This window comes from Pseudomonas brassicacearum subsp. neoaurantiaca (assembly GCF_013608025.1).
Taxonomy (GTDB): Bacteria; Pseudomonadota; Gammaproteobacteria; order Pseudomonadales; family Pseudomonadaceae; genus Aquipseudomonas.
This window is the reverse complement of the sequence record NZ_VDLV01000004.1, coordinates 60,796-86,657: the sequence shown is the minus strand read 5'-3', so window position 1 is coordinate 86,657 and position 25,862 is coordinate 60,796. Positions and strand designations below refer to the sequence as shown.

Below are 25,862 nucleotides of genomic sequence, written 5' to 3'. Positions count from 1 at the left end.
CCGTAGACTTGTAAGCCCTTTGAGACATGATTAGCCAAGCTGCCCGGCAGCGTTCTGTTGCACAATACGCGCCGGACTGTTTTTCCCAGGATGTTCAATGTTCAGATCATTTCACATGCGCACCGTTGGGCTGGCATTGCTGTTGGCCGTCGCAACCGGTTGTTCCTCCAAGAAGGCGGCCATCTACGAGCACGAGAACTTTGATGATTCGGGCACGTTCTCGCGCACTTATCCTGTGACTGATGTGGCGACCTGCGAAGCGGGCCGTCGGGCATTGCTCAGCCAGGGGTACATCATCACCAGCAGCGATCCGAAGCTGGTCAGCGGTCACAAGAGTTTCCAGCAGACCGGTGACACCCACATGGAGATCAGTTTCAACCTGGTCTGCGCCGAGGATGGCGGCCCTGGACATCGCGCGACCATATTCGCCAACGCCCTGCAGGACCGTTATGCCCTGAAGAAAATCAATAACTCTGCCAGCCTGGGCGTAGGGGTATTGGGGTCTGTGTCGATGCCGATTGGCTCTTCGGATGATTCGATGGTCAAGGTGGCCAGCGAAACCGTGTCGGCAGCCAAGTTCTACGAGCGTTTCTTTACGCTGGTAGAGCTCTTCCTGCCTCCGGAAGCAAAAAAAGCCGTCGAGACCGGCGAAAAACCGAAAACCGAGCTCGGCATTCCCGAGCCCAAGGCCGAACCGGCTGCCTTGGTGCCTGCTCCTGCCCCTCAGCCGGCGGCGCTGCAGGCACCGGAACCGACGCCAGCCCCTGCGCCAGCGACGCCGGTCGAACCTGCGCCAGCCGTATCGGAACCGGTCGCACCACCGGTCGAGCCGGCGCCGATTGCCCCCAGTGAGCCCGAGTCCTACGCACCTTCGTCGACGGAAACCATTACGCCGCCACCGGCCAGTTCCCTGCCGGCGCCGACCGAGCCCATCCAGCCACTTCCTGCGTCCTGAGGCGGTGTAGCAAGGGACGTAATCCCTTGCTACATCTCCCGGCTTTAAATTCCCGATGCTGTGCTACGTTTAATTCATGAAGCCTTGGCTTCATGTTTTGTTCATAAAGCAGCTTTATGCTGATTTCCAGGCCTTCAGGCATTGGTTCAACGAAATTGGGAAGGACACGCAATGGACGACTATCAGGAAGAGCTGCTGGAATATCAGGCGTATGAGCTGGATCCGCTGGAGCCCGCCGAAGACGCGACGGAGCTGTAGGTAGGTTGGATAGCTGCCGCGGTATGTCTCAGAGAGCGACGTTCAAGCGCCCTTGCGGCTGCGACGAAATTCTCCCGGCGTCTGGTTGTTCCAGCGCTTGAAAGCACGCTGAAACGCCTCGGCTGAGGCAAACCCGAGCAGGTAGGCGATTTCGCCGAACGCCAGTTCCGTGTCGCGAATGTACGTCATGGCCAGGTCTCGGCGGGTGTCGTTGAGGATCGCCCGGTATTGCGTACCTTCTTCAGCCAGCTTGCGACGCAACGTCCAGGTCGGCAATTTCAGGCGCGTGGCGACTTCTTCAAGGTCAGGTTCCCGTCCGCCACTGAGCAACGGTCCCAGTAATTGGATGATGCGTTCGCGCAAGCTGCGCGTTCGTGTCAGTTGCTCCAGTTCCCGCTCGCATAGCTGAACCAGATGGTGCCAGGTGCTGGGGCAGTGCTGACGGTTGCGCTGGGCGAGACTGTCCAGGCCCAGGCGCAGTTGGTTCTGTTCGGCGCCGAACTGGATTGGGCACTCGCCTAACACACGATAGGCCGCCAGATACTCCGGCTCCTGGAATTCGATTTCGATACGCTCAGCCCGCAGCGCGATGTCGCTGATGCTGGATAGCTGTTGGAGCCAGCCGGCGATGATCGAATCCACGACAAAGCGGTTAAAGGCGTTGTACGGACTGATGGAATAGAACCGCAGCCACGCACCTCGCGCATCCTCGTGGAAGCTCGATTGCCCACGGTAGTTGGAACCGTATAAGGGTTCGAAGCGGATCATGCAGCGTGCGGCTTCGCGTACGGTAGGTGCTTGTGCGGCGGTGACGCCGGCCAGCCCGGCCTGGCTCAAGCGGCTGAGCTGGCCCATGCGCAGGCCCAGGGCCGGATCCTGGGTCAGTTGGATCGCGGCATGGCCCAAGCGCATGTAGCGCGGAATCGACAGGCGAGCCCAGGGTTCGGCCAGGCGCGCCGCGTCGAGGCCGTACTGTTCAAGCAGTGGCTGGGGATCCTGCCCATGGCTGGCCACAGCATCAGCGAGGCTATGGACGAAGCCTACGGACAAGTCGCCCAGGCGCATCGGCTGCGGCTTCATGTTCATAGCCACAGGTTGAGCAGGCGTGCCCCGCGGGCTTCGCCGTCGGCGAATTGCTGGCCGTCGTGGCTGATGAAACTCTGCCCGGCGCTGCCGCTGTCCCAGAATTGCCCACGCAAGAACACGCTGACGCCGCCACGGGCCTGGCTGACCGGCAATTGGCTGGTCAATGTCAGGCGCCGCCAGGCTTGGCCTTCGTTCACTTCACCGGGCTTGAGGCTCACTTCGCTCGGAGTGGTCAGGCCTTTGTAGCCGTTCCAGGGTTTGTTCCAGCCATCGCGACCGGCGACGAAGGCCGGCACAGCGATCAGCTGCGCGCCTTGTTCGTCGAGTTGTCGATAGTGCAGCGGGTACCAACTGTCGGTACCAATCAGCACGCCCAGGCGTCCAGCGGGCGTCTCAATGACATGCGTGACATCCGGCCGTTCGGCCTGGAGCACGTCCTGCTGGTCAAACGCCGGATAGCGTTGACGCTGGGGCTGGCCGATGGGGCGGCCGTCGCGACCGAACACCAGGCTGCTGTTGTACAGGGCGCCGCGCCCGACGGTCAGTTCGCCTTCGCTGACGCTGGGCTCTGGCAGGACGATGGACCCGGCCACCAGCGTTACGTTGAATTCCCTGGCGAGCCCACCGAACAGCATCTGATAGTCGCGGGCCATGGCGCCTGCCTTCATGCGCAGGTACGCATCGTCCAGGCGGTTGTCGCCCTGGGCACCGGCCAGTGCGCGAATGAACGCGAGCGGGTTGCTGAGCGCCAGCCAGTGCATGGCCTGTTTCAAGGTCGGTGCCTGGTAAACCTCGTCTTTTTCACCGCTGACCATCAACCAGGTGCCGATGTGCTCGGGCAGGACCACGATAGTCTTGTCGTTGAGAAACCCTTGGTCGCGAGCAGTTTGCAGGTAGGCGGCGAGCTTTCGATGCAGGCGCTCGGGGGTCTGGTAGTCGGTGGGAAACAATTCCGGCTGGATACCCAGCAGGTTGCCTCGATCGGCGGGGGTGCCTTGGTCGACCGCCAGGTTGATCCGTAGATCCGACAGGTAATGGCCCATCGGGCGGTCTGCTGTCCACGAGGCGTAGGTGATCAGGACGGCCAACAACGCCAGGGAAAACAGCAGGTACAAAAATTTGCGCATGGGAACAGTCGGTCGCCGCGTACAGGGTCGTGATTTTCATCAAGAGTCACCTGGCAGGGTACGGAAAACAACGGATTAGCGAAAGGGTGTGCACCGGACAGGCCGGACATCACCCTAGGCTAACCCTAGTGACTCTTGGCCTTCCTGATGCGAAGCATGATCAGCAACATGATCAACAATACCGGCGGTGCCATGCCCAGTAGCGCTTCACGGGCAGACAGACTCGCCCCCAGCGTATGCAGTCCGCTATAGACCAGCTTGAACAAGTTGATCAGGTAGTAGGTGATGGCGATGATCGATAAGCCTTCCACGGCCCGTTGAATCTTTATTTGCGCGTCGGCACGTGCGTTGAGGCTGCGCAGGATCTCCGCGTTCTGGTCTTCCATCTCGACCTGTACGCGCGCCTGCAGCAGGTCGCCCAGGTTGGCAACGCTCATGGCGAGCTGTTCAAGCCGCTGTTCAGTGGCGGCGCAATACCGCACCGTTGGCTTGAAGCGCCGCTCGATGAACACGCCCAATCGCTGACAATCACCCAGGTGGCTTTCCCGCAACTCGCCCAGGCGTTCGAAGACCAGTTGCGCATAGGCTCGGGTTGCGCTGAACCGGTGGCGATTCTTGACCGTACTGCTGACGATCTGGCGGGAGAGTTGGGTGATATCTTCAAGCAAGGCCTTGGCATGCACGCCGCTGGCATTTGCATTGCGTTCGGAAAGCGCCACGAGGGTGCGATCGTATTCATTCAGTTGCGGGTCCAGCGCCTTGGCAGTGCTCAGCGACAACGATGCCATCATGCGATAGGTTTCGATTTCCAACAGCCGCCGGATCATCCGTCCCTGGCGGTAGGCGTTGAGTCTTCGATTGATGAACAGCAAGCGATTGGTACCGTCCTCGGTCAGCCGAAAGTCGCTCCAGACCACGGCATCGCCTCCGCCGACACTTGAGCCGCAGGGATCCTTAAAGCCGTAGCTGGACACGTCGAGCTCTGCTTCGCCGCGCACCAGCACCTGAACGGCATTGATGATGTGTTCGCGATGATCTTCGATGCCCCGCGCCAGGCACTCGGGCAGGGTGGCCCACTGCAGCTCATGGTTGCCCGCTGCAACGACCAGGGTCAGGGTGAAGAATTCGGTGTGGCGTTCCCACTTGAGAGGATGCCCGTCCAGCTGGGTTATGCCTTGTGCGGCATCGCTCGCCACGGTGTCGGGGCACAAGTGCCCGAGCAGCTTTTCGCACCGGACGTTGTCACCCAGCAAGGCCAAGTGAAAGACGTGGGCCGGTTCGTCGAAATACAGCGATGGACGGGCGTGCAATTCGTTGTGCAGCATTTTTCGTTGGGGATGCATGCGAGGCGACCGTGTGGTTAGCGTTATTGTTGGGTAGAGCACCTGCCAGCTTCCATAGGACTTGCGCGCTCTGCCGCAAGTCACGGCCCATTGCGCGGAGTCGCTGCGCATTTGGATCATTAAGTTGTCAGTTACGGTCATTGAGCGCTTGCACCCCGGCTCTTACGCTGTCGAGCAAGACGATGGAGGCCGAAGAGCTTCCGCATTTTCCGTAATCGCCCGAAGTGGAGTTACCGATGGCCGCCCCTCATTACCCGCATTTGCTGGCCCCGCTGGACCTGGGCTTTACCACGTTGCGCAACCGCACCTTGATGGGGTCGATGCACACCGGTCTCGAGGAGAAGCCGGGTGGCTTCGAGCGCATGGCGGCGTATTTCGCCGAGCGCGCCCGGGGCGGCGTGGGCCTGATGGTGACCGGCGGGATCGGGCCTAACGATGAAGGTGGCGTTTATTCCGGCGCGGCCAAGCTGACCACCGAGGAAGAGGCGCTCAAGCACCAGGTCGTCACCCGGGCGGTGCATGAAGCGGGTGGCAAGATCTGCATGCAGATTCTTCACGCCGGCCGCTATGCCTACAGCCCGAAGCAGGTGGCACCGAGCGCGATCCAGGCACCGATCAACCCGTTCAAGCCCAAGGAGCTGGACGAAGAGGGCATCGAGAAACAGATCAGCGATTTCGTCACCTGTTCGGTGCTGGCCCAGAAGGCCGAGTACGACGGTGTCGAGATCATGGGCTCGGAAGGTTATTTCATTAACCAGTTCCTGGCGGCCCACACCAACCACCGGACCGACCGCTGGGGCGGCAGCTACGAAAACCGCATGCGCCTGCCGGTGGAAATCGTGCGCCGCGTACGCGAGGCGGTCGGCCCGAATTTCATCATCATCTTCCGCCTGTCGATGCTCGACCTGGTGGAAGGCGGCAGCACTTGGGATGAGATCGTTCAATTGGCCAAGGCCATCGAACAGGCCGGCGCGACGATCATCAACACCGGTATCGGTTGGCACGAAGCGCGGATTCCCACCATTGCCACCAAAGTGCCGCGGGCGGCGTTCAGTAAAGTGACCGCCAAGCTGCGTGGCTCGGTGAGCATTCCGCTGATCACCACCAACCGTATCAACACGCCTGACGTGGCCGAGCGGATCCTGGCAGAAGGCGATGCCGACATGGTGTCCATGGCGCGGCCCTTCCTCGCGGATCCGGAATTCGTCAACAAGGCCGCCGCAGGCCGGGCGGACGAAATCAACACCTGCATCGGCTGCAACCAGGCCTGTCTCGACCATACGTTTGGCGGCAAGCTCACCAGTTGCCTGGTGAATCCACGTGCCTGCCACGAGACCGAACTCAACTATTTGCCTGTCACCCAGGTGAAGAAAATCGCCGTGGTCGGGGCCGGTCCTGCCGGGTTGTCCGCGGCTACCGTGGCGGCCGAGCGGGGGCATCAAGTGACATTGTTCGACGCGGCCAGCGAAATTGGCGGTCAGTTCAATGTCGCCAAGCGTGTGCCGGGCAAGGAGGAGTTCTTTGAAACCCTGCGCTACTTCAAGCGCAAGTTGCAGACCACCCATGTGGAAGTGTGCCTGGATACGCGGGTCGACGTGGCGCAACTGGTGGCCGGCGGTTTCGACGAAATCATCCTGGCCACGGGCATCGCGCCGCGGGTGCCGGCGATTCCGGGGGTGGAACATCCCAAGGTGCTGAGTTACCTGGATGTGATCCTCGAACGCAAGCCGGTTGGCCGCAGTGTCGCGGTGATTGGTGCCGGTGGGATTGGCTTTGACGTGTCGGAGTTCCTGGTCCATCAAGGTGTTGCGACCAGTCAGGACCGCGAAGCGTTCTGGAAGGAATGGGGGATCGACACCCACCTGCAGGCGCGTGGCGGTGTCGCCGGGATCAAGGCCGAACCCCATGCTCCGGCGCGCCAGGTGTTCCTGTTGCAGCGCAAGAAGTCCAAGGTCGGCGACGGCCTGGGCAAGACCACCGGCTGGATTCATCGCACGGGCTTGAAGAACAAGCAGGTGCAGATGCTCAACAGCGTCGAATACCTGAAGATTGACGATGAAGGCCTGCATATTCGCATTGGCGAAACAGGTGAGCCGCAAGTGCTGCCTGTGGACAACATCGTGATCTGCGCCGGGCAGGATCCGCTGCGCGAGTTGCAGGAAGGCCTGGAAGCGGCCGGGCAGACGGTCCACCTCATCGGCGGTGCCGACGTGGCGGCGGAACTGGACGCCAAACGCGCCATCGACCAGGGTTCGCGGCTGGCGGCGCAGTTGTAAGGCGCAAAGCCTCAAGCCCCGTGAATTCCATTGTGGGAGCGAGCTTGCTCGCGATAGCGGTAGGTCAGTCAAGTGGATGTGACTACTTGACCGCAATCGCGAGCAAGCTCGCTCCCACAGGAAGGGGCAACTGTTAAGATGCCGGCACCTCCCGCCCTGATCTTTTTTCAATGCTGCTTTCTGCCCTCGACTGGCACCCCCAGCCTCGCCTCGAACCCCTTCACCTGGACTGGCTCGTCCATGCCGGCGTCGAGGTGGCGGTGTTGCGCCTGGACCGGATCGATTCGCTGATCAGCGGCAACAAATGGTTCAAGCTGCTTCATCATCTGCGTGCCGCCCACGTGGCGGGTGCGGACGGGATCATGAGCCTTGGCGGCGCCTACTCCAATCACTTGCATGCATTGGCGGCGGCGGGCCAGCGATTCGGTTTCCCAACGGTGGGGCTGCTGCGCGGGCATCCTCGGGAAACGCCGACGGTACTCGACCTGAAAGCGTTCGGCATGACGCTGCACTGGTTGGGTTATGAAGGGTACCGAAGGCGCCATGATGCGAATTTCTGGACGCCCTGGCAGGCGCAATACCCACAGTTATGGGCGATCCCCGAAGGCGGCTCGGGGTTGCCTGGCGCGCAAGGTTGCATGATCTGGGAGACCCGCGTTCGCGATCAATTGGTGGGCTTGGGGTGGCCCGATTATCACGGTTGGTGGCTGGCGTGCGGCACAGGAACGTCGCTGGCCGGCCTTGTACTGGCGGAAGCGGGAAGGCGTCCGGTCCATGGTGTCCTGGCGGTTCCCGAAAGCCACGGCGTGAAGCAGCAAGTCGAAAGCATCGTGAAAGAGGCGCGATTGGGCAATCCGCTTTATGAACTGATTGACGGCAGTCGCGGCGGATTTGCCCGGGTTGACGAAGGCCTCACAGCCTTCATCGAAACCACCCCGCAGATCGAGCTAGAGCCGTTGTACACCGGCAAGGCGCTGATGCAGCTCAAGGCTCGGGTCGAGGCCGGGCAGTTTGCCGCCGGTACTCGGCTGATCTTCGTCCACACCGGCGGCTTGCAGGGCCGCCGGGGGTTCCAGTGATCGTCTTCAGCCGCGCTTGGGCATCATCCGCAGTAACGTGTTATCGCGCACCACATAGTGGTGATACAGCCCGGCCAGCGCATGCAGGCCAATCAGCCAATAGCCAATGGTGCCGCCGAGCACATGCCAGCCTTCCACTTGCTTGGCGAACGCCTTGTCCGGCTCGACAAGCAGCGGCAGGTCAAAACCGTAGAACATCACTTGATGCCCTTCGGCGCTGGTGATCAGCCAACCCAGCAGTGGCATGGCGATCATGAACAGGTACAACGCCCAGTGCATCAGGCGCGCCAGGAAGGTTTGCCAGGCGGGCGACGCTGGAAAAATCGCCGGGGCCTTGCCCATGCTGCGGGCGAACAGGCGTAGCCAGACCAGCACGAATACGGTCAGGCCAAGCATGAAATGCGCTTCCTTGATCAGCGTTCGACCGCCGCTGCCCTTGGGAAAAATGCCTCGGAACTCAATGCAGGCATAAACCACGGCCAACAGCACCAACATCAGCCAATGCAAGGTGACCGTGACGGTACTGTAGCGGTTTGCGGAATTTTTCCAGGGCATGCGGGTATCTCCAACCATCAGGGTAAAGCGCTGTCTAGAGCAGCGTTGTGCTTGCACTTTAAGCCCGTTTCGCTGGGTTTGCATGAGCCAGATCAGGTTGCGTCGATGAATTTATGATTCGCTCATGAAATGCTCTCGCCATTGCCGCCGACGGGAGCCCATTTTTCCGGCCGGCTCATGGGCTTTCTCAAGGTGTAACGTCCGGTGGGTTCAAGAGCCAGTCGAACAACAAGCCCGTATTGTTGTTGCTCGGCGCCACGGGGCGGGGCGACGCGGGGCCACCATTGCCCGGGCCGGGCTCGAGCAATCCCGCGCAAAGGACCGGTCGGTCGGGATCGCCGTCGAGGAAGCTCACCAGCACCTCGCTACCGGCCAGCAACGAAGGGTGATCGCCGGGCGTCAGGCGCGACACGGGTAGCGCGATGCCTTCATCATCGCGGTTCCAGAGGCTGACCATGAGCCGGCCTTGTAGGTCAGGCGTCACGGCCTGGCCAGGCGGACCGAGTACATAGGCGAGGTGAAAGCCGGGTATGCATGGCTTGGGATGTGTGAGGAGCGGTCGGTACACGGAGGACCAAGGGATCGCGCAGAACTGATTGCGGTAGTCCTTTCCCGCGGGTGGGGTAGGCAGGTTCGTTTCAAGAATTGAAAATTGTCGTCCACGATGCCGAATCTCGGTAATCAGCCATTGGTCGTTGAACGTCGATACCGGGTGCCCATCGATCCGCGCGATATGGCCGCTGCGCAGGGCCGGCGAGAGGGTGTGCCCGTGGATCTCTCGTTTTCGGTAGCGCAACCGCTCCAGGCGCCGCCGGCCTGCTTGGAAACGGTGAGTCCCTGTCGGGTCGTCACGCTTTCTTTCGTGGGCCGCCTCCTGGGATGCGGGGTTCGCGGTGTCGGTCGTTTCGGCCACTGCACGATCGCGAAATCCGCAGGGCGGACCAGGGGGGATTGAATGATGGCGTTGATACAACCGCGTAATGGCGCCGATTTTATCCGCCTCCATGAGGAGTTCAGCCGCCTGTATAGGAAAGCTCTTCGGATCCTCGGCAAACACCATGACGTGACCTTGGGGGCTGTGTTCGAAGTGGTAATGAATGCCTTCTTCTTCGCATAGCCGCTGCAGCAGCGTCAGGTCGCTTTCCTCGTACTGGATACAAAATGGCCGACACGGGTAATGACCATTTGGCAGTTCGAAGCGATAGCTATGGGCGGGCACTGCGTTTTCTTCCAGCAGGCGCTGCAGGATCTGCACAATGGTGAGCCGATGAAAAACTCGACGCTGCGGTTGTTGTTCCAGTCGCTGAATGTACGGCACCAGCGTCACCTGGTAGCCGACGCGGTGCGCAGCACCGGCGCTCAGGCTAACGCTGTGCACAATCCCGTGTATGCCGGACTCGCCGTCCAGGCGCAGGAAGGCCGCTTGGCCCAACAACGCGTCGGGACTGATCGGCGGCACCAGGCCGATCAGGTCGAGGTCGAAGCGGTACGGTTGATTGAGCGCTTCCCGGCCGTTGAGCCTCAGGACATGCAGGCGCATGTCGCTTTGCATGATCGTCAGGCTGAAGGGATTTTCCATATCGTTGCGCATTGCCGCTCGTATTTTCACGGAGAGAAGTGCAGAGGGTACGAAACCCCAGCGAGTGACGCCGTGCCCGAACCGCTATTTCGGAAATGCCCTACAGCATGTTGTGGAAATGTCGATGAAGCGGGAACGATTTTTTGGTCGATCAGCCGGTTGTGGGCGTATAAACTTGCGCCACAGCGCCGGCCGGCAGATGTCTCGGCGCGTCAGACAAGAGAGTGAGTAATGGGCGCACAGTGGAAGGTTAAACACAAAGAAGCGGCTGCCAACGCCAAGGGCAAGATCTTCGGCAAGCTGGTGAAGGAAATCACCATTGCCGCGCGCAACGGCGCCGATGTCGCGACCAATGCGCATTTGCGGCTGGTGGTCGAGCAGGCCAAAAAGGCCTCGATGCCCCGCGAGACCCTGGAACGTGCGATCAAGAAGGGTTCCGGCCAGCTTGGCGAGACCGTGCAGTACCATCGCGTCACCTACGAAGGGTTTGCGCCCCATCAGGTGCCGCTGATCGTTGAGTGCGTGACCGACAACATCAACCGTACCGTCGCCGAGATCCGCGTCGCGTTCCGCAAGGGCCAACTGGGCGCCTCGGGCTCGGTGGCCTGGGATTTCAATCACGTCGGCATGATCGAGGCCGCACCGGACAGCCCGGACGTTGATCCGGAAATGGCGGCTATCGAGGCCGGGGCCCAGGATTTCGAACCGGGCGAGGACGGTGCGACGCTGTTCATCACCGAGCCTGCCGATCTGGACGCCGTGCAAAAGGCGTTGCCGGAGCAGGGCTTCACGGTGTTGTCCGCCAAATTGGGCTATCAGCCGAAGAACCCGGTCAGCGGCCTGACCGACGAGCAGATGGCCGAAGTCGAGGCATTCCTTGAAGGCCTCGACAACCATGACGACGTGCAGGACATGTTTGTCGGCCTGGCGGGTTAAGCCAAGGTCGCTGTGGTGAGGGAACAAGCTCCCTCGCCACGGTCGTGCAGTAAGTCTTCAATCTCCTCGAATCCGGGCCGCGCCAGCGCATCCGGCTGACAGCAGCGCGTCTCCAATTGCCGCAACCGCCCGAGCGCCTCCTCGGCGAGTGTCGGTTCGATCCGCGCAAGCAGTTCTCCCAGCAGAATCCCGAAGGCTCGCACCTCGATGCGCTGGAGGGCGCGTGCCTGCCAAGTGTCTGTCGTGGCATGGAACGACGCCGCGCCAAAATCCCCCAACAGGCAATCACCGTGGTCGTTGCGAAGGATATTGTGCCCGTACAGATCCCCATGGGTGATGCCCTGGCGATGCAGGTGGGCCATCACCGAAGCAATTCCTCGTGCAGTGCGCAAGGCAACCTCCGCCCGCAGGCGCAGCCCATCGGCGTACACATCACGCGTACAGGATTCCAGGCTCGGCAATCCGGCCAGGTTACGGTAATCCGGACCGATCAGTGCCATCACCAGCCCGGCCTGTTGCCCTGGATGGCCGTTGACCTGACCCAGCACCTCGATCAGGTTTGGATGCTTACCGGCGGTGATGCACGCATGCATCTCGTGCAATGGTGACCCGTCACTGGTCATCTGGCCTTTGTAAAGCTTGACCGCGACGTTCTGCGCTGCGCGGCCTGGTGGCTGCCACAGCGCTTGATGGATCACGCCCGAAGCGCCTTCGCCCAATGAGGCTTGCAAGCTCAGTTGCGCCCAGTCGATCGGCGTGGCGGCATGCAGCGCCTGGGCATCGGCTTCGGCTTCCAATGGGTTGCCGGCGTAGGCCAGCCAACTGAGGTTTGGCAGTTCCAGCAACCACGACGGCAGCTCGGCCAGCTGATTGGCGGAAACACGCAGCAATTCGAGGCGATGACACTGGGCCAGGCTCTTCGGCAACGCGCGCAGGCGATTACCGGCCAGCATCAGTTTTTGCAGATGCGGGCGTTGGCCCAGCTCATCCGGTAGCTGACTGATACGGTTGTCGGTCAGGATCAGCCAGCGCAGCAGTGGCGGCAATGCCGCACCCGTGACGCGTTCGATTTGGTTGGCCTTGAAGCCGACCATGGTCAATCCGGCGCAACGGCCCAGGCATTCGGGCAGTTCGGTGAAGCGATTATCCGAGCAGAACAGCACCCTCAGGTGGGTCAGCCGATAGAGGTCGTCGGGCAGTGTTTCCAACTGATTGCCGCTGAGGTTGAGTATCTCAAGGGAGTCGGCCAGTTCGAAGATTTCCCGAGGGAACTCCGTCAAGCCGCAGGCCAGGTCCAGTCGGGTTATGCCTGAAAGCTGGCCGGCGCGCAGTTGGGCGAGGGTGTGCATGGAAGGGTTCGCTGTTCGACAAGAGGAAAGCGCAGGAAAACCTGTGGCGAGGGAGCAAGCTCCCTCGCCACAGCTGATCAGCTTGGTTTATGGATTGGCGCATGATAACCGCAAAGCGCGTTCTAGCGCTCGATGCTGCGGTTCCACCGTGCGTTCCAGGCCGGACGTTGTTCATTGACCTGATCCCAATCCACCGCGATCGCGGTTTCCAGGTATTTTTTCATTGCTTCCACCTGGCCGCGGGTCTTGTCGGTGGTCGGTGTGTTGGGGTTGGACGGGATCTGGTCGCCTTCTTCAAGGGCGATGGCCTGGGCTTCGGGGGTCAGCAGGAACGCGGCGAGTTTCTGCGCGAGTTCGGGTTCGCTGTTCTGCGCGACGGCACATTCGGCGACGTTCAGCACCACCGCGCCTTCTTTCGGCTGCGCGTATTCGACCGGCATGCCCTTGAGTTTCAACGCGGTGACTTGGGTCGGCGTCAGTGGGAACAGCGCTGCTTCGTCCGTCTGCAACATTTCGGAAATTTTCGCCGAGCTGGGGATGTACTCCAACACGTTGCGCCCGACCGTGTTCGGCCACGCCTTGAAACCCGGCTCGACATCGGTTTCGCTGCCACCCTGGATCCGGTTGAACATCAGGAAACCGTGCAGGCCGAAGGTGGACGAGGCCATGGACTGGAAGACCACTTTGTCCTTGAATCGCGGGTCGGCCAGGTCCATCCACGAGGTCGGCGTATTCCAGCCTTTTTCCTTGAATAGCCGTGTGTTGTAGGCCAGCCCGGTGACGCCGAGGCTGACGGCGACGGCCTGGTCCTTGATGCGGCCCTTGGCCGGGATCTGCGCCAGGGGCGCGCTGTCTTGAAGCTTGTCGCACAGCCCCATGGCGATGGCGCGGTACATGATGCCGTCGTCCAGGAACATCACGTGCATCTGCGGGTTGCCCTTGCTGGCCTGGACCTTCGCGAGGATGTCGGCCGAAGTGCCCGGCACGATCACCACCTTGACGTTGTTGGCTTTTTCGAAAGCCGGCAAGACCTTGTCGGCGTACAACCGCTCCATGGTGCCGCCGTTCATGCCCAGATAAAGCGTCGGCTCGGCCAACGCCTGTGTGACCGGGAGCAGGGCGCCCAGGCAAGCGGAACCCAGCGAGCAGAAACCAAACAGTGCACTGCGTTTGACGTTATTCATTGGCGCGACCTTCCTCTATCAAGCAACGGAGATGGAGTGGAACCGGGTGATGGAAAACGAATCCAGCGGCGTGGACGAAGCCCCGCTGCAGATGATTTCGGTGAGCGCCTGGCCCACCGCCGGGCCGATCTGGAAGCCCGCGCCGGCAAAGCCGAACGCATGCAAGAGACCGGGTTGGGTGCTGCTGGGGCCGATCACCGGTTGGCGATCGGGCAGGTAGCCTTCGGTGCCGCTCCAGGTGCGAATCGCCTGGGCGCCCTCCAAGAACGGGTAGAGTTCGACGGCCTGGCGCAGGATCTCGATGACGGCGTTCTGGCCGGGCCGGGCGCGGGCGTCGTCCAGCGCGAAACCCTGGCCGCCGCCCAATACGCAATTGCCCCGGGCGACCTGTCGCGCGTAGATGCCGCCGCCTTCGACGCCGGTGCTGGCGTCCATCACCACCGGCAGCGGTTCGGTCACCAGCATCGCCGGGTGCCCGGCGTACATCGGCACTGCTTCGCCGAACTGCGCGGCAAACCGGCTCGCCCAGGCACCGGCGCAGTTCAACAGCCACGGCGCGCGAAACTCAAGGCCGGTTTCGGTGCGCACGGCAAAGTGCTGGCCGTCGTGCGTTACCTGGCTCACCGGGCACTGCTCGTGAACCTGCGCACCGTGCCTGCGGGCCGCCTGGGCAAATGCCGGCGAGACCAGCCGGGGGTTGGCATGGCCGTCGTCCGGGCACAGCGAGGCGCCGACCGCGACGCTGCCGACCCAGGGAAATCGCCTGCGCAATTCGTCGCGATCCAGCAACTGCAAATCGAGGCCAAAGCCCTGGCTGCTGGCGGCGTAATCCTGCAACGAACGCAAGTCATCGGGGCTGCGGGCCAGCTTCAGATGGCCGCTGCGCTGATACTCGCCGTCGATGCCGATCAACTGTGGCAATTGCCCCCAGATATCATGCGCCCGTTGCGACAGCGACAGTTGCGACAAGGGCCGGCCCTGGCGCCGTACGCCGCCGTAGTTCACGCCGCTGGAATGCGAGCCACAGAAGTCCCGCTCCAGCAGCGCCACACGACGCCCGGCCTTGCTCAGGAACAACGCCGCAGAGGCGCCGACGATGCCGCCGCCGATGATCACCGCATCGACTTCGATCATGGCTCGACCTCCAGGCCAAACGGCACGGGCTTGACCGGTGCCTGTGCCCGCAGGCGGCCGATGTCCCGAACGGCGCGGCCACTTTCATGGGCGATGATTTCCGCTGCCGCGGCACCGCACATCCGCCCTTGGCAGCGGCCCATGCCCACCCGGCAATGGGCCTTGACCCGGTTGATTTCCCAATGGCCTTCCCGGACGACCTGGCGGATATCGCCGACGCTGACTTCTTCGCAGCGGCAAATCATCAGGTCGTCGGGGGCACCGCCGGCCCAATCCTCGGGGAAGGGAAAGGCTCGCTCCAGGCCTTGGCGGAAATGGCCGATGCGGTCGAGGGACTGTTCCAGCTGGGCGCAGCGTTGCGGGTCGACTCGGTAACCGAGGTCTTCAAGTAGCACCAACGCGGCTCGTTCCCCGGCCATTTCAGCGGCGTCGGCGCCCATGATTCCGGCACCGTCGCCGGCCAGGTAGACACCGGCCGAACTGCTGCGTCCGGCACTGTCGCGTTGCGGCAGCCAGGACCGGTTGAGCGCGTTCCAGGCAAACTTGCAGCCCAGCAGGTCGGCCAGTTGGGTTTCGCTGCGCAGGCCATGGGCGAAGGCCACTGCATCGCAATCGAGGGTGTGCTCAATTTTTTTGTTGCGCCATTTCAACGACTGCACCCGGCGCTCACCTTCAATGCGCGCGAGGCTGGCGCCTTGATGTACCGGGACGCCATGAGCCGTGAGCCAGGCGCGGTAATAGAGCCCTTTGGCGAGCGTGGCCGGTTGCGCGAGCAGGCCGGGCAGGGCGCGGATCTGCGCGGTCAATGGCGAACTGTCGAGTACGGCGACGACGTTGGCGCCGGCCTTGACGTATTGGTACGCGACCAAATAAAGCAGTGGCCCGCTGCCTGCGAACACCACCCGCTCACCGATGGCGCAACCCTGGAATTTCAGGGCGATCTGCGCGGCGCCCAGGCTATAGACGCCTGGCAGGGTCCAGCCAGGGACCGGCAGGATCCGGTCAGTGGCCCCCGTTGCGACGATCACGCTGGCGTAATCCAGGCGAGCGGCGCGGCCCTCATGCAAGGTATCCAGCTGACCGGCTTCGGCGTTCCAGACCAGCGTGTCGGGGCGGTAATCGAGCTGCTTGCGCAACTCATCCAGAGTCTGGTGGATGGCGTTGGCCTTTGCTGCTTCGAAGCCATACAGCGTGTCCGATGGACGGGTGAAGTTCGCGGGCTGGCGCCGGTAGATCTGCCCGCCACCGCGCGCGGCTTCGTCCAGCAGGACCGGATAGAGGCCATGGGCGACCAGGGTTTGCGCAGCGCGGATACCGGCGGGGCCGGCGCCGATGATGACGATGGGTTTCATGGGCACCTCATTGGCGAGGCTTTGGCGGTGTCTTTGATGCCGCCTTCGCGAGCAGGCTCGCTCCCACAAGGAGTATGGGGTGGATGTGGGTCGGGGGCACGGCGCAGTTCCCCTGTGGGAGCGAGCCTGCTCGCGAAGAGGCCATACCTGGCAAAGCCCATCATACTTGCCGCCCCGGTTCGCGATTGATCTGCTGGCCGGCTTCAAGCATCGTCGAGCAGGCGCGCACGCGGCGGCCGTCGCCCAGTCGGACCCAGCAATCCTGGCACGCGCCCATCAGGCAGAAGCCGGCACGGGGCTCGGCGCTGAAATCGCTGCCACGCAGGTGGTCACCGCAGGTCAGCACGGCGGTGAGCACGGTATCGCCGAGCAATCCCTTGGCGGGTTCGCCGTCGAGCAAGAAGTCCAGGGCCGGGCGGTCAATTTCGGCCAGTCGTTTCAGCAGAGCCATGGCGCCCTCATTGTTTGCCTACCAGGACCCGATCCAGGCCATAGACCCGGTCGAGCAGAATCATGGTCAGCGCGGTGAGCGCGATGACCAGCGCCGAAACCGCCGCCATCATCGGATCGATGGATTCGGTGGCGTAGACGTACATGCGTACCGGCAGGGTTTGCGTGGCCGGCGAGGTGACAAAAATCGACAGCGTGACCTCATCGAAACTGTTGATGAACGCCAGCAGCCAGCCTCCGGCAACGCCGGGCAAAATCATCGGCAAGGTGATCTGCCGGAACAGGGTGAAACGACCGGCCCCCAGTGACTGCGCGGCTTGCTCGGCGCTGCGATCCAGGCCGATGGCCGAGGCCAATACCAGCCGCAGCACATACGGGGTGATCACCAGCACATGGGCGAAGATCAGCCAGCTGAAGTTGCCATTCACACCCATCAGAGCGAACAGCCGCAGCAGCGCGACGCCCAGCACGAGGTGCGGAATGATGATCGGCGACAGGAACAGACCGTTGAAGAAGTCCCGACCAGGAAACTCCAACCGGGTGATCGCCAGCGCCGCCGGCACCGCGATCAGCGTCGCCAACGAGGCCGCGCTGAACGCCAGGATCAGGCTGTTGTAGAACGCATCGACAAAGTCCGCGCGCTCGAACACGGCACGGAACCAGCGCAGGGAAAACTCCGTGGTAGGCAGGCTCAGGGTGTTTTCCGGCGTGAACGCGACCAGGCAGACCACCACCAGCGGCGCCAGCATGAACACCACCACCAAGGCATGAAACAACAGGGCGAAAGGACCGTTCCTGGACATGAAGAATTACCCCAATGACTTCTTGTAGCGGCCTTCGACCATGCGGTTCCACGACAGCATGATCAGCAGGTTGAGCAGCAACAGCGCGACGGCAATGGCCGCGCCCATCGGCCAGTTGAGTTCCGACAGGTATTGGTCGTAGATCAGCGTGGCGACCATTTTCAAGCGTCGGCCGCCGAGCAGGCCGGGGATGGCGAAAGAGCTGGCGGCGAGGCCGAACACGATGAGGGTGCCGGACAATACGCCCGGCATGATCTGTGGCAGCACCACCTTGCGGATCACCGTGAACTGGCTCGCGCCCAGGGAAAGGGCGGCCTGTTCGGCGGCCGGGTCGAGTTTTTGCAGTGACGTCCACACCGGAATGATCATGAACGGCAGCATCACGTGCACCAGGGCGATGACCACCGCGAACGGCGTATAGAGCAGCTTCATCGGTGAACCGCCTAGGGCCTGCAGCGTCTGGTTGACCAAGCCATCGGCGCCGAGCAGCAGGCTCCAGCCAAACGCTCGCACCACCACCGAAATCAGCAATGGCGTGAGGATCAGGATCAGGAAGATCGAACGCCACGGCGCACCCATGCGGCTGAGGATGTAGGCCTCGGGTACGCCGATCACCACGCAGAGCAGCGTGGTCAGCGCGCTGATCCAGAACGTGCGCAGGAAAATTTCGTAGAAATACGGGTCGCCCAGCAGGCTGGTGTAGTGCTCGAACGTGTAGGCGTCGCTGTTGATGCCCGATCCGTAGTCGAAGACGTTGAACGACAGCACCAGCGTCAGGCCGAGGGGAATCACCAGCAGACCCAGGTACAAGGCCAGGGCCGGGGCTGACATCCAATAGCCTTGGCGGCCGCGCTTCATGGCGTCGATCAGCTTCATGCCGGCACCTCATCCACGCTCAACACTCGCAGCAACGCCGGGTCCCAGTCCAGGCCGACGGCGGTGCCTTCGGCCAGGGGCGCCGAGCCGTCGTTGCGCCGCACCACGCTGAGTTCGCCCAGGCTGGTGTTGACGCCGTACAGCCATTGGCTGCCGAGGAAGAAGCGGTTGCTGACGGTGCCTTGCAGCCGTCCCGAACCGGGGGCACACAGGTCGATTTTCTCCGGACGCAGGCTCAGGGTCAGCTCGCCTTTACCGGCGCTGCAGGCTTGCACGACACCGGCGCTGTCACGTTCGCCGGGCAGCAGGTTGGCCTTGCCGACGAAGCCGGAAATGAACTCGGTGCGCGGGTGTTCGTAAAGGGTGTAGGGCGCGTCGATCTGGGTGATGCGGCCGGCCTGCATGACCACGACCCGATCGCTGATCGACAGCGCTTCGGACTGGTCGTGGGTGACCATCAATGTGGTGATGCCAACTTCGCGCTGGATGCGGCGGATTTCGAATTGCATTTCCTCGCGCAGGTTGGCGTCGAGGTTGGACAACGGCTCGTCGAGCAGCAACACCGGCGGTTCGATTACCAGCGCCCGGGCCAATGCGACGCGCTGGCGCTGGCCGCCTGAAAGCTCTCGGGGATAACGCTCGGCATGTCGGTCCAGGCGCACCAGTTTGAGCACGCGATCGACCCGGGACTGCAATTCGGCGCCGGGCACTTTGCGCATGCGCAAGCCGAAGGCGACGTTGTCCTTGACGGTCATGTGGGGAAACAGCGCGTAACTCTGGAACACCACGCCCAGGCCGCGACTGGCGGGCTTGGCGTGGGTGATGTCGCGCCCATCGAGCAGGATGCGGCCGCTGCTGGCCTCGACGAAGCCGGCGATCATTTGCAACGTCGTGGTCTTGCCGCAACCGGACGGCCCCAGCAAGGAAACGAACTCGCCTTTCTCAACCGAGAGGTTGGTGGCGACCACGGCGTCCAGGTCGCCGTAACGTTTGCTCAAGTCTTCAAGTTGCACGAAAGCCATGACTGCGCTCCACCTGAGATTGTTATGCGTCGCCGCGAGGCGCGCTTTTTTGTATGGGCAGATACGAAAGGATGTTGCGGGGTGCGTTGGCGCTCGATTTCTAGTCGGCTGCCGCTGTTGTTCGAATCGCCCCTGTATGGACGCAGAGTAGGACGAAGAATAGGATGGGCTCAATGGACTATTTCACTGAAGCGATGACTATTTTCAGTTTCACTCGGTGAGTAAATAATTGAGTAAAAAATCCTATGCCTGATTCCAGTGAGCGGAATATCGAAAAGAATGAAGTGGGAGTCGGCTCGGTCTCACGGTTGTTTGCCGTGCTGCGCAGCCTGGGCGAGACTGCCGAGGGAGGCGAGCGCGTCACGCAACTGGCCCAGCGCATCGGCCTGTCCCAGCCCACCACGCACCGCTTGCTGCGCAACCTGATGGACGAGGGCATGGTCGAGCAGGATGGGCGCAGCAAACGCTATCGCTTGAGCTTGGATTTCTTCGCCCTGGCCGCTCGCGCCGGCAACACCGGCAATCTACGGGAACTAGCGAGGCCCGCCATGTTGCGGTTGTCGGCTTCCCTGGGAGATTCGCTATTCTTGCTGGCGCGCTGCGGCTTCGATGCGATTTGCCTGGACCGCAGTGAAGGTCCGTTTCCGATCCGCACCTTCACCGGTGACATCGGCGGTCGAGTGGCCTTGGGCGTGGGGCAGGGCAGCCTGGCGATCCTGGCGTTCCTGCCTGAAGAAGAGCGCGACACGGTGATCCAATACAACCTGCCGCGGCTCAAGGATTTTCATCTCTACGATGAAGTCTTCCTGCGCACGGAAGTGGATAACGTCCGCACGCTGGGCTATGCAGGGCGCAACACCGGGGTGTTGCAGGGCATGGCCGGCGTGGCGGTGCCGATTCTCGATCGCGAGGGGCGGGCCGTGGCGGCTTTGAGCGTGGCAACCATCAGTGACCGCCTCGGGCCGGATCGCCTGCCGACCGTGGTGGAAATGCTCAAGCGCGAAGCCGCGTTGATCGGCCCACGAATCAACCCGTTCGACCCGCTGCTGCGCAGGCCTTCGCAGGTGTTCAGGCAGGGGTGAGTGGAGTCTTCCAGACTGTTGCACACCCTGTGGGAGCGAGCTTGCTCGCGATAGCGGTATGTCAGCCAGATCAGTTCCAACTGATCCACCGCTATCGCGAGCAAGCTCGCTCCCACAGGGGATTGATGGTCAAAAATTCAGGGTCTGCTTGAGCTTCTGCGCCGTCGGCGTATCGCTGGGGATGACCATCGCATAGTTGTATCCAGGTCCGGACCAGTACTCGGCTTGCAGCTCGCCATCGCGCCGGCTGCCGCGGGGCAGCAGGAAATTCCTTGGACCCGGTGGGCGGATATAGAAGCTGATCTTCTGGCCGCTCGAATCCTGATAGACCACCATCGCCGCCGCGCCTTGTTCAGTGCTGAGCAATCGTCCGCTGACCGGCTTGAAGCCCGCCGCCGAAAGGTCCGGCAATCGGTCGGCCTGGGTGAAGTAACGGTCGAGCCAGCCTTGCATGTTGTGTTCGTCGCCCGCCTGGTAATCGGCCGGAAGCACGCCTTGCTGGGCAATCAGCCGGTACGCCTGCAATGCGTCAGCCATCGGCGCCGCTGCGCTGAGCAGGGTTATTTGCCGGGCCTGCCATCCGCCCAATCCCCCGACACCCACGGCCAGCATCAGGGCCGCGGCGCTGGCGAGATGGCGGCGCGCACGATGTTTCATGCGTTGACGGATGACGGTCGGGTCGAGGCTCGGATTGAGCGGTTGCTGCAAGGTTGCACTCAGGGTCGTGCGCAAATGCTGCGCATCCTGCTGCCAGGCCCGCACGCGCTTGGCGATGGCGGGGTGGCTGGCCAGGTAGGTTTCCACCTGGCGCCGGTCGGCTTCGCTCAGTTGATGATCGACGTAGGCGTGCAGATCGTTGTCACTGGGGGGCATGCTGATCATTTGAGTATCCGCAGGGCAGGGCGGGCGATTTCGCCTTCGCTGAGTTGGCGCAATGCCTGGCGGGCACGGGACAGGCGCGACATCACGGTTCCGGTCGGGACACCCAGGATGTCGGCGACTTGCTGGTAGCTCAGGCCTTCCACAGAGACCCACAGCAGCAGCGCACGCTGTTCGGCGGGCAGTTGATCGAAAGCCTGGAGGGACGATTGGGCAACTACGCTGCGCTCGGCGGACGGGTGTGCATCGTCACGTCCGGTAAAGAACTCCAGCATGCGCGCGTACCGCCGGGAGCGGCGATGGGCATCGAGAAACTGCCGGTAAAGAATCGAAAACAGCCAGGCCCGCAGATCGCCCTCCGGGCGTTTGTCGTTCCATTTCGACAAGGCCCGTTCCAGGCAGGCCTGGACCAGGTCATCGGCATTGCTCGGATTGCGCGTCAGCGATACGGCAAAACGTCGTAGCCGCGGGATGAGCAGGCGCAACTGATCGTCGAGTTCGTTCATAGGGGCATGGCTTCGTGGGTCAGTCGCTGCTGGTGACTGGAAAGACGATCCAGGAAAGAGATTATTCCAGCGTAGGAAAAATAAATACGACGCGAGGGAATAAACCCATCAGGCTTTCGTCTGACGGGTCCTTTCCACAAATGGCCTTGTGCCTTGGAGTCTCCAAATGGTTGACCCTTCTTCTGGACCTCGGCCGCCACTGAGCGCCGCCAGTCTGACATTGCGCCTGACTGGCATTGCCGTGGTCGTTGCGGCATTGGCCGGGGCGTTTGCCTACGTCAACGGCACCCTCGACCCGCAACGCCTGACGCCCAAGGCGTTGGTCAATGTCCTGGAAGCAAACAACGGAGTCCATGCGGGTTTCCGGCGCAACCACTCCAAAGGTGTCTGCGTCGCCGGTTACTTTGAAAACAGCGGCGAGGCGCGCGCCTATTCCAGCGCGCAGGTGTTCAACTATGCGCGGACTCCGGTGGTCGGGCGTTTTGCGCTGCCCAGTGGCAACCCTTACGCACCGGATGGCAGTGTGCCGATCCGAAGCCTGGCATTGCGGTTTACCCAGGCCAACGGACAGCAATGGCGCACAGGCATGAACAGCATGCCGGTGTTCCCGGTGGGGACGCCCGAGGCGTTCTATCAGCTTCAACAGGCTCAGTCGCCGGATCCGACCACGGGCAAGCCGAACCCCGCGGCGGTGCCGGCATTTTTTGCCGCACATCCCGAGGCGATGCCGTTCCTGCAATGGATCAAGACGGCCAAGCCATCGGCCAGCTACGCCACCGAAACCTACAACGGAATCAATGCATTCTATCTGGTCAATCCTGCCGGGCAACGCCAGGCAGTGCGCTGGGGTGTGGTGCCGATGAGCCAGGATGCGGCGGACACGACACCGCCCCAAGGCCCCGATTTTCTTGAACAGGACCTGAGCAAACGCCTGGCGGCCGGCCCCTTGCGCTGGCGGCTGGACATCACCTTGGCCAACCCGGGCGATCCGGTCAACGACGCCAGCAAGGCCTGGCCCAGCGACCGCAAGGTAATCAACGCCGGGACCTTGGTGCTGGAGAACATTCAGTCCCAAGACAATGGCGAATGCCGCGACATCAACTACGACCCGCTGATCCTGCCCAACGGTATCGAAGGCTCCGATGACCCGTTGCTGGCCGCACGTTCGGCGGCTTACGCCAGTTCTTATCTGCGGCGCACCAGTGAAGTCAGCCAATTGCCCACCACCCAGGAGTCTCGCCAATGAACGCGCCTCGACATTTCGCACCGTTGGCTCGGCTGCTGCATTGGCTGATGGCCTTGATGATCATCGCCATGCTGTTCATCGGCGCAGGCATGGTCGCCTCGGTGTCCGAGCGCCATGAATGGTTGCTGCAACTGCACAAGCCCTTGGGCATTGCGATCCTGCTGCTGGTGATTGTCAGGCTGGTGGTGCGCTTTACCACGCGGACGCCGCCATTGCCGGCCGATCTGCCGGGCTGGCAGGCATTGGCGGCCAAAGCCTCGCACGTCTTGTTGTACGCCTTGATGCTGGTCTTGCCGCTGTTGGGCTGGAGCATGATTTCGGCGGCGGGCGACCCGGTGATGCTCAGCGAATCGCTTCGCCTGCCTTCCATCCTGCCGGCGGATGCCCAGACCTTCGCACTGCTGCGCAAGGCCCATGGCTACCTGGCTTATTTGCTGTTCCTGACCGTGCTGGTGCATCTGGCGGCGGCGCTGTTTCACGGGTGGGTGCGCCGGGATGAAGTGTTGGACAGTATGTTGCGTGGCAAGCGTTGATCCTGTGATCCGTGGCGAGGGAGGTTGCTCGCGCTGGATCTGTAGGAGCTGACGAGCGAAGCGAGGCTGCGATCTTTCCATTTTGGATCAAGATCAAAGGATCGTCCGAACGCGGCCCGAGGCTTCGCCAGCTCCTACAGAGCCGATCGGCTATCGATGGCGGGGCGCCGATGGGACCTCAGCGCAACTCGTCGACCATTGTCTCAATGGTGCTCAACACATCCTTGCCCAGTTGCATCGAGCGTTTGCCGGACCAGCCGGTGTGTGGGTTCGGGTGGTCGTTGTGGTCCTTGAACGGCATTTCCAGGGTCAGGGCCAGGCAGTCATATTTCTGGCCGACGGCGTTGCAGGCCAGGGTCATGTTGGCCTGGCCTGGTTCGTCGCGTGTGTAGCCATAGGTCGTCTGGAAGTCCTTGGTCTGGCGCTTGAGGTGGCTGCGAAAACGCTCTTCGAGATCGGCGATCCGTGGCGTGTACCCTGGGTTGCCTTCGCAACCGGCGGTGAAGACGTGGGGGATTTCTTCATCGCCGTGAATGTCGAGGAACAGGTCTACCCCATATTTTTCCATCTGCTGCTGTACGAAAAACACCTCGGGGCTGATTTCCGGATTGGCATTCTGCCAAGCCCGGTTCAGGTCCTGCCCCATCGCATTCGTGCGCAGGTTCCCGTGGAACGCGCCATCCGGATTCATGTTGGGGACCAGATACAGGTCGGCCTTGGCCAGCAAACGGTTCAGTTGTGTATCGTCCTGGTGCTGGAGGCGTTCGATTACCCCCTCCATAAACCACTCGGCCATGTGCTCGCCGGGATGTTGCTGCGCAATGATCCAGATCTTTCGGCGGCCCTCGGCACCGCTGCCCTTGCGCAGCAATGGAATGTCACGGCCTTCGACGCTCTTGCCGGTGGCCAACAGTTCGGTTCCGGCCTTGTGCTGCGCTTGCTCGACCAGCCAATCGTGACGGCCCCGGCTGTAGGGTTCGAAATAGGCGAACCAGGCATGAGACTGTTCGGCTTCCAGATGAAAGCGCAGGGCATCGCCTTCGAATTGCGTAGGAATACGGAACCAGTTGACGTGATCGTAGGACGCGACAGCCTGATAGCCGGTCCAGGCCTTGTTATAGGAGGACTGGCTGGCATTGAGCAGGCGAAAGGAATATTCCTGCCCGACGTGCAAGCCGCTGGCCTTGAAGTGAAACCACTGGAAATGTGCGCTACGGGCGTCAGGCCGAATCTTCAGCAGCGATTGCAGAGGGTTGCTGATATCTACGACTTCAATGTTGCCGCTGTCAAAACTGGCGCTGATATCGAAGGAGGATTTAGCCACGGTCACGGTTCCTGCAGAGGATTTTTGTGCCGTTACTTTACACTCAAGGCGGGGGAAACCGGGACGATTTGCACTGATGAAAAAAGGGGGCGCCCTCCCTGGACGCAGAAGCAGAGTAGAGTCTTGTTCGCCGATTCTCAAGTGCTGCCTGTCGCGGGTTTGTCAGCGGGATGGCGCCGGGACTTTTGCAGGCGGATGGGCATTTGCTATCATCGCCAACATTGAAATCAGCACCTTCCAAAAGACTTCATTAGCCTGAAGCCATAAGCCGAAAAACGGCAAAAAAAAGACCCGGCAAAAAGCCGGGTCAAAAACCGTGATTAGCCTGATGAGGAGATATGCCAGAAGTCCGACCTAAGGTCTCCTGGCCTATCGACTGATCTCGCGACCAGTTGTTGCAATAATAATCATTATCATTTGCAAGTCAAATGATTTTATCGCACCGATTGGAAAATTATTTCCCCTGGCCCGCATTCGTGGCGCCATTCCCTCGCGCGATGCCTAGCGAGCAGGGTAGCCGTCAAGGGATCGGTCGAGCATGACCTTGACCAGATCAATCATGTGCACGACAGAAAATGCCAGGTCACGGTTCGAACCGTTCAGTCGATTGGCAGATTCGTGGGCAGTGGCCGCAGCGCAGCGCAGCAGATCGCAAGCGTGGACCAAGGCTTCCTCGCCGCTGATGTTGCGGTTCACGTCGAAAAAGCGGTGCTCGGCCTGGGCTGCTGCAACACTTGGTTTCAAGTAGTAGTCCAAGGCGCGTTGGGCCGCCGGACAATCCTGAAACGATGGGAATGCCGCGTCCAGGGAAGTGACGGGTTCGTTTTTGTTGGGCGTGTCCATTTGTCGAGTTTCTCCGTGTGAGTATGAAATCCTGTGTTCCCAGCTTAGTACGCAGCGTAATTGTGACGACAATTTAAATACTACA

The 25,862-nt window shown here is 61.8% G+C and carries 24 protein-coding genes; 7 read left to right on the top strand and 17 right to left on the bottom strand.

The genetic code is table 11. The features are described from left to right. Positions 1–97 precede the first annotated feature (97 nt). Complete coding sequence (locus tag FHK92_RS03505) at positions 98–955, top strand: DUF2242 domain-containing protein (RefSeq protein WP_181286848.1); 858 nt, start codon at positions 98–100, stop codon at positions 953–955. Between the two features lie 300 nt (positions 956–1,255). Here FHK92_RS03505 and FHK92_RS03500 read toward each other — a convergent pair whose 3' ends face one another. From FHK92_RS03500 to FHK92_RS03490, 3 genes are all read right to left on the bottom strand, one after another. Beyond that, complete coding sequence (locus FHK92_RS03500) at positions 1,256–2,293, bottom strand: AraC family transcriptional regulator (RefSeq protein WP_181286847.1); 1,038 nt, start codon at positions 2,291–2,293, stop codon at positions 1,256–1,258. Positions 2,294–2,295: 2 nt separating this feature from the next. Next, complete coding sequence (locus tag FHK92_RS03495; RefSeq protein ID WP_181286846.1) at positions 2,296–3,426, bottom strand: nitrilase-related carbon-nitrogen hydrolase; 1,131 nt, start codon at positions 3,424–3,426, stop codon at positions 2,296–2,298. Positions 3,427–3,551: 125 nt separating this feature from the next. Next, complete coding sequence (locus FHK92_RS03490; RefSeq protein ID WP_181286845.1) at positions 3,552–4,769, bottom strand: DUF3422 domain-containing protein; 1,218 nt, start codon at positions 4,767–4,769, stop codon at positions 3,552–3,554. 236 nt (positions 4,770–5,005) lie between these two features. Here FHK92_RS03490 and FHK92_RS03485 point away from each other — a divergent pair, with 236 nt between their 5' ends. Both FHK92_RS03485 and FHK92_RS03480 read left to right on the top strand, forming a co-directional pair. Continuing rightward, positions 5,006–7,045 carry an oxidoreductase gene (locus FHK92_RS03485; protein WP_181286844.1) on the top strand — a complete coding sequence of 680 codons (2,040 nt, stop codon included), beginning with the start codon at positions 5,006–5,008 and terminating at the stop codon, positions 7,043–7,045. A gap of 170 nt (positions 7,046–7,215) precedes the next feature. Continuing rightward, complete coding sequence (locus tag FHK92_RS03480; RefSeq protein ID WP_181286843.1) at positions 7,216–8,124, top strand: 1-aminocyclopropane-1-carboxylate deaminase/D-cysteine desulfhydrase; 909 nt, start codon at positions 7,216–7,218, stop codon at positions 8,122–8,124. Positions 8,125–8,130: 6 nt separating this feature from the next. Here the strand turns inward: FHK92_RS03480 and FHK92_RS03475 are convergent, their stop codons facing one another. Together FHK92_RS03475 and FHK92_RS03470 are read right to left on the bottom strand one after the other, a co-directional pair. Continuing rightward, entirely contained in the window at positions 8,131–8,679 is a 549-nt protein-coding gene (locus FHK92_RS03475; RefSeq protein WP_181286842.1) for a cytochrome b, read from the bottom strand. Positions 8,680–8,866: 187 nt separating this feature from the next. Continuing rightward, positions 8,867–10,270 carry a type VI secretion system Vgr family protein gene (locus FHK92_RS03470; protein ID WP_181286841.1) on the bottom strand — a complete coding sequence of 468 codons (1,404 nt, stop codon included), beginning with the start codon at positions 10,268–10,270 and terminating at the stop codon, positions 8,867–8,869. Between the two features lie 219 nt (positions 10,271–10,489). On the opposite strand from FHK92_RS03470, the gene FHK92_RS03465 reads away from it, so the two are divergent. Further along, a complete protein-coding gene (locus tag FHK92_RS03465) occupies positions 10,490–11,194 on the top strand; it encodes a YebC/PmpR family DNA-binding transcriptional regulator (protein WP_181286840.1) in 705 nt (234 codons plus the stop codon). Here the strand turns inward: FHK92_RS03465 and FHK92_RS03460 are convergent. The 8 genes from FHK92_RS03460 to FHK92_RS03425 all read right to left on the bottom strand — a co-directional run bounded on the left by FHK92_RS03460 (position 11,191) and on the right by FHK92_RS03425 (position 19,364). Next, positions 11,191–12,543 (bottom strand): leucine-rich repeat-containing protein kinase family protein, encoded by a 1,353-nt coding sequence (locus tag FHK92_RS03460; protein ID WP_181286839.1) that lies wholly within the window; start codon positions 12,541–12,543, stop codon positions 11,191–11,193. The two genes, FHK92_RS03465 and FHK92_RS03460, sit on opposite strands and share 4 nt — an antisense overlap. 122 nt (positions 12,544–12,665) lie before the next feature. Then, positions 12,666–13,727 (bottom strand): ABC transporter substrate-binding protein, encoded by a 1,062-nt coding sequence (locus tag FHK92_RS03455; RefSeq protein ID WP_030140053.1) that lies wholly within the window; start codon positions 13,725–13,727, stop codon positions 12,666–12,668. A gap of 18 nt (positions 13,728–13,745) precedes the next feature. After that, positions 13,746–14,861 carry an NAD(P)/FAD-dependent oxidoreductase gene (locus FHK92_RS03450; protein ID WP_181286838.1) on the bottom strand — a complete coding sequence of 372 codons (1,116 nt, stop codon included), beginning with the start codon at positions 14,859–14,861 and terminating at the stop codon, positions 13,746–13,748. After that, a complete protein-coding gene (locus tag FHK92_RS03445; protein WP_181286837.1) occupies positions 14,858–16,213 on the bottom strand; it encodes an FAD/NAD(P)-dependent oxidoreductase in 1,356 nt (451 codons plus the stop codon). The genes FHK92_RS03450 and FHK92_RS03445 overlap by 4 nt, the downstream gene beginning before the upstream one ends. Before the next feature lie 160 nt (positions 16,214–16,373). Beyond that, positions 16,374–16,664, bottom strand: a complete 291-nt coding sequence (locus tag FHK92_RS03440; RefSeq protein WP_181286836.1) for a (2Fe-2S)-binding protein — start codon at positions 16,662–16,664, stop codon at positions 16,374–16,376. A 7-nt stretch (positions 16,665–16,671) separates the two neighbouring features. Next, positions 16,672–17,466 carry an ABC transporter permease gene (locus tag FHK92_RS03435; RefSeq protein WP_030140057.1) on the bottom strand — a complete coding sequence of 265 codons (795 nt, stop codon included), beginning with the start codon at positions 17,464–17,466 and terminating at the stop codon, positions 16,672–16,674. A gap of 6 nt (positions 17,467–17,472) precedes the next feature. Further along, entirely contained in the window at positions 17,473–18,342 is an 870-nt protein-coding gene (locus FHK92_RS03430; RefSeq protein WP_181286835.1) for an ABC transporter permease, read from the bottom strand. Then, the gene (locus FHK92_RS03425) at positions 18,339–19,364 is read right to left on the bottom strand and encodes an ABC transporter ATP-binding protein (protein WP_181286834.1); all 1,026 of its coding nucleotides are present in this window, start codon (positions 19,362–19,364) and stop codon (positions 18,339–18,341) included. The genes FHK92_RS03430 and FHK92_RS03425 overlap by 4 nt, the downstream gene beginning before the upstream one ends. A 245-nt stretch (positions 19,365–19,609) precedes the next feature. Between FHK92_RS03425 and FHK92_RS03420 the strand changes: the two genes are divergently transcribed. Then, the gene (locus FHK92_RS03420) at positions 19,610–20,446 is read left to right on the top strand and encodes an IclR family transcriptional regulator (protein WP_181286833.1); all 837 of its coding nucleotides are present in this window, start codon (positions 19,610–19,612) and stop codon (positions 20,444–20,446) included. 129 nt (positions 20,447–20,575) lie between these two features. On the opposite strand, the gene FHK92_RS03415 is transcribed toward FHK92_RS03420, so the two are convergent. After that, entirely contained in the window at positions 20,576–21,328 is a 753-nt protein-coding gene (locus FHK92_RS03415) for an anti-sigma factor family protein (protein WP_181286832.1), read from the bottom strand. Next, positions 21,325–21,831: a sigma-70 family RNA polymerase sigma factor gene (locus FHK92_RS03410; RefSeq protein WP_181286831.1), complete on the bottom strand. Its 507-nt coding sequence runs from the start codon at positions 21,829–21,831 to the stop codon at positions 21,325–21,327. Before FHK92_RS03410 ends, FHK92_RS03415 begins: the two co-directional genes overlap by 4 nt. A gap of 166 nt (positions 21,832–21,997) precedes the next feature. Between FHK92_RS03410 and FHK92_RS03405 the strand changes: the two genes are divergently transcribed. Further along, positions 21,998–23,077, top strand: a complete 1,080-nt coding sequence (locus FHK92_RS03405; protein ID WP_181286830.1) for a catalase family peroxidase — start codon at positions 21,998–22,000, stop codon at positions 23,075–23,077. Continuing rightward, entirely contained in the window at positions 23,074–23,610 is a 537-nt protein-coding gene (locus tag FHK92_RS03400; protein WP_181286829.1) for a cytochrome b, read from the top strand. Before FHK92_RS03405 ends, FHK92_RS03400 begins: the two co-directional genes overlap by 4 nt. Before the next feature lie 178 nt (positions 23,611–23,788). Here the strand turns inward: FHK92_RS03400 and FHK92_RS03395 are convergent, their stop codons facing one another. Both FHK92_RS03395 and FHK92_RS03390 read right to left on the bottom strand, forming a co-directional pair. Next, positions 23,789–24,940, bottom strand: coding sequence for a M14 family metallopeptidase (locus FHK92_RS03395; protein WP_181286828.1), 1,152 nt, complete (start codon positions 24,938–24,940; stop codon positions 23,789–23,791). A 495-nt stretch (positions 24,941–25,435) separates the two neighbouring features. Beyond that, the gene (locus FHK92_RS03390) at positions 25,436–25,777 is read right to left on the bottom strand and encodes a DUF6124 family protein (protein ID WP_181286827.1); all 342 of its coding nucleotides are present in this window, start codon (positions 25,775–25,777) and stop codon (positions 25,436–25,438) included. Positions 25,778–25,862 lie beyond the last annotated feature (85 nt).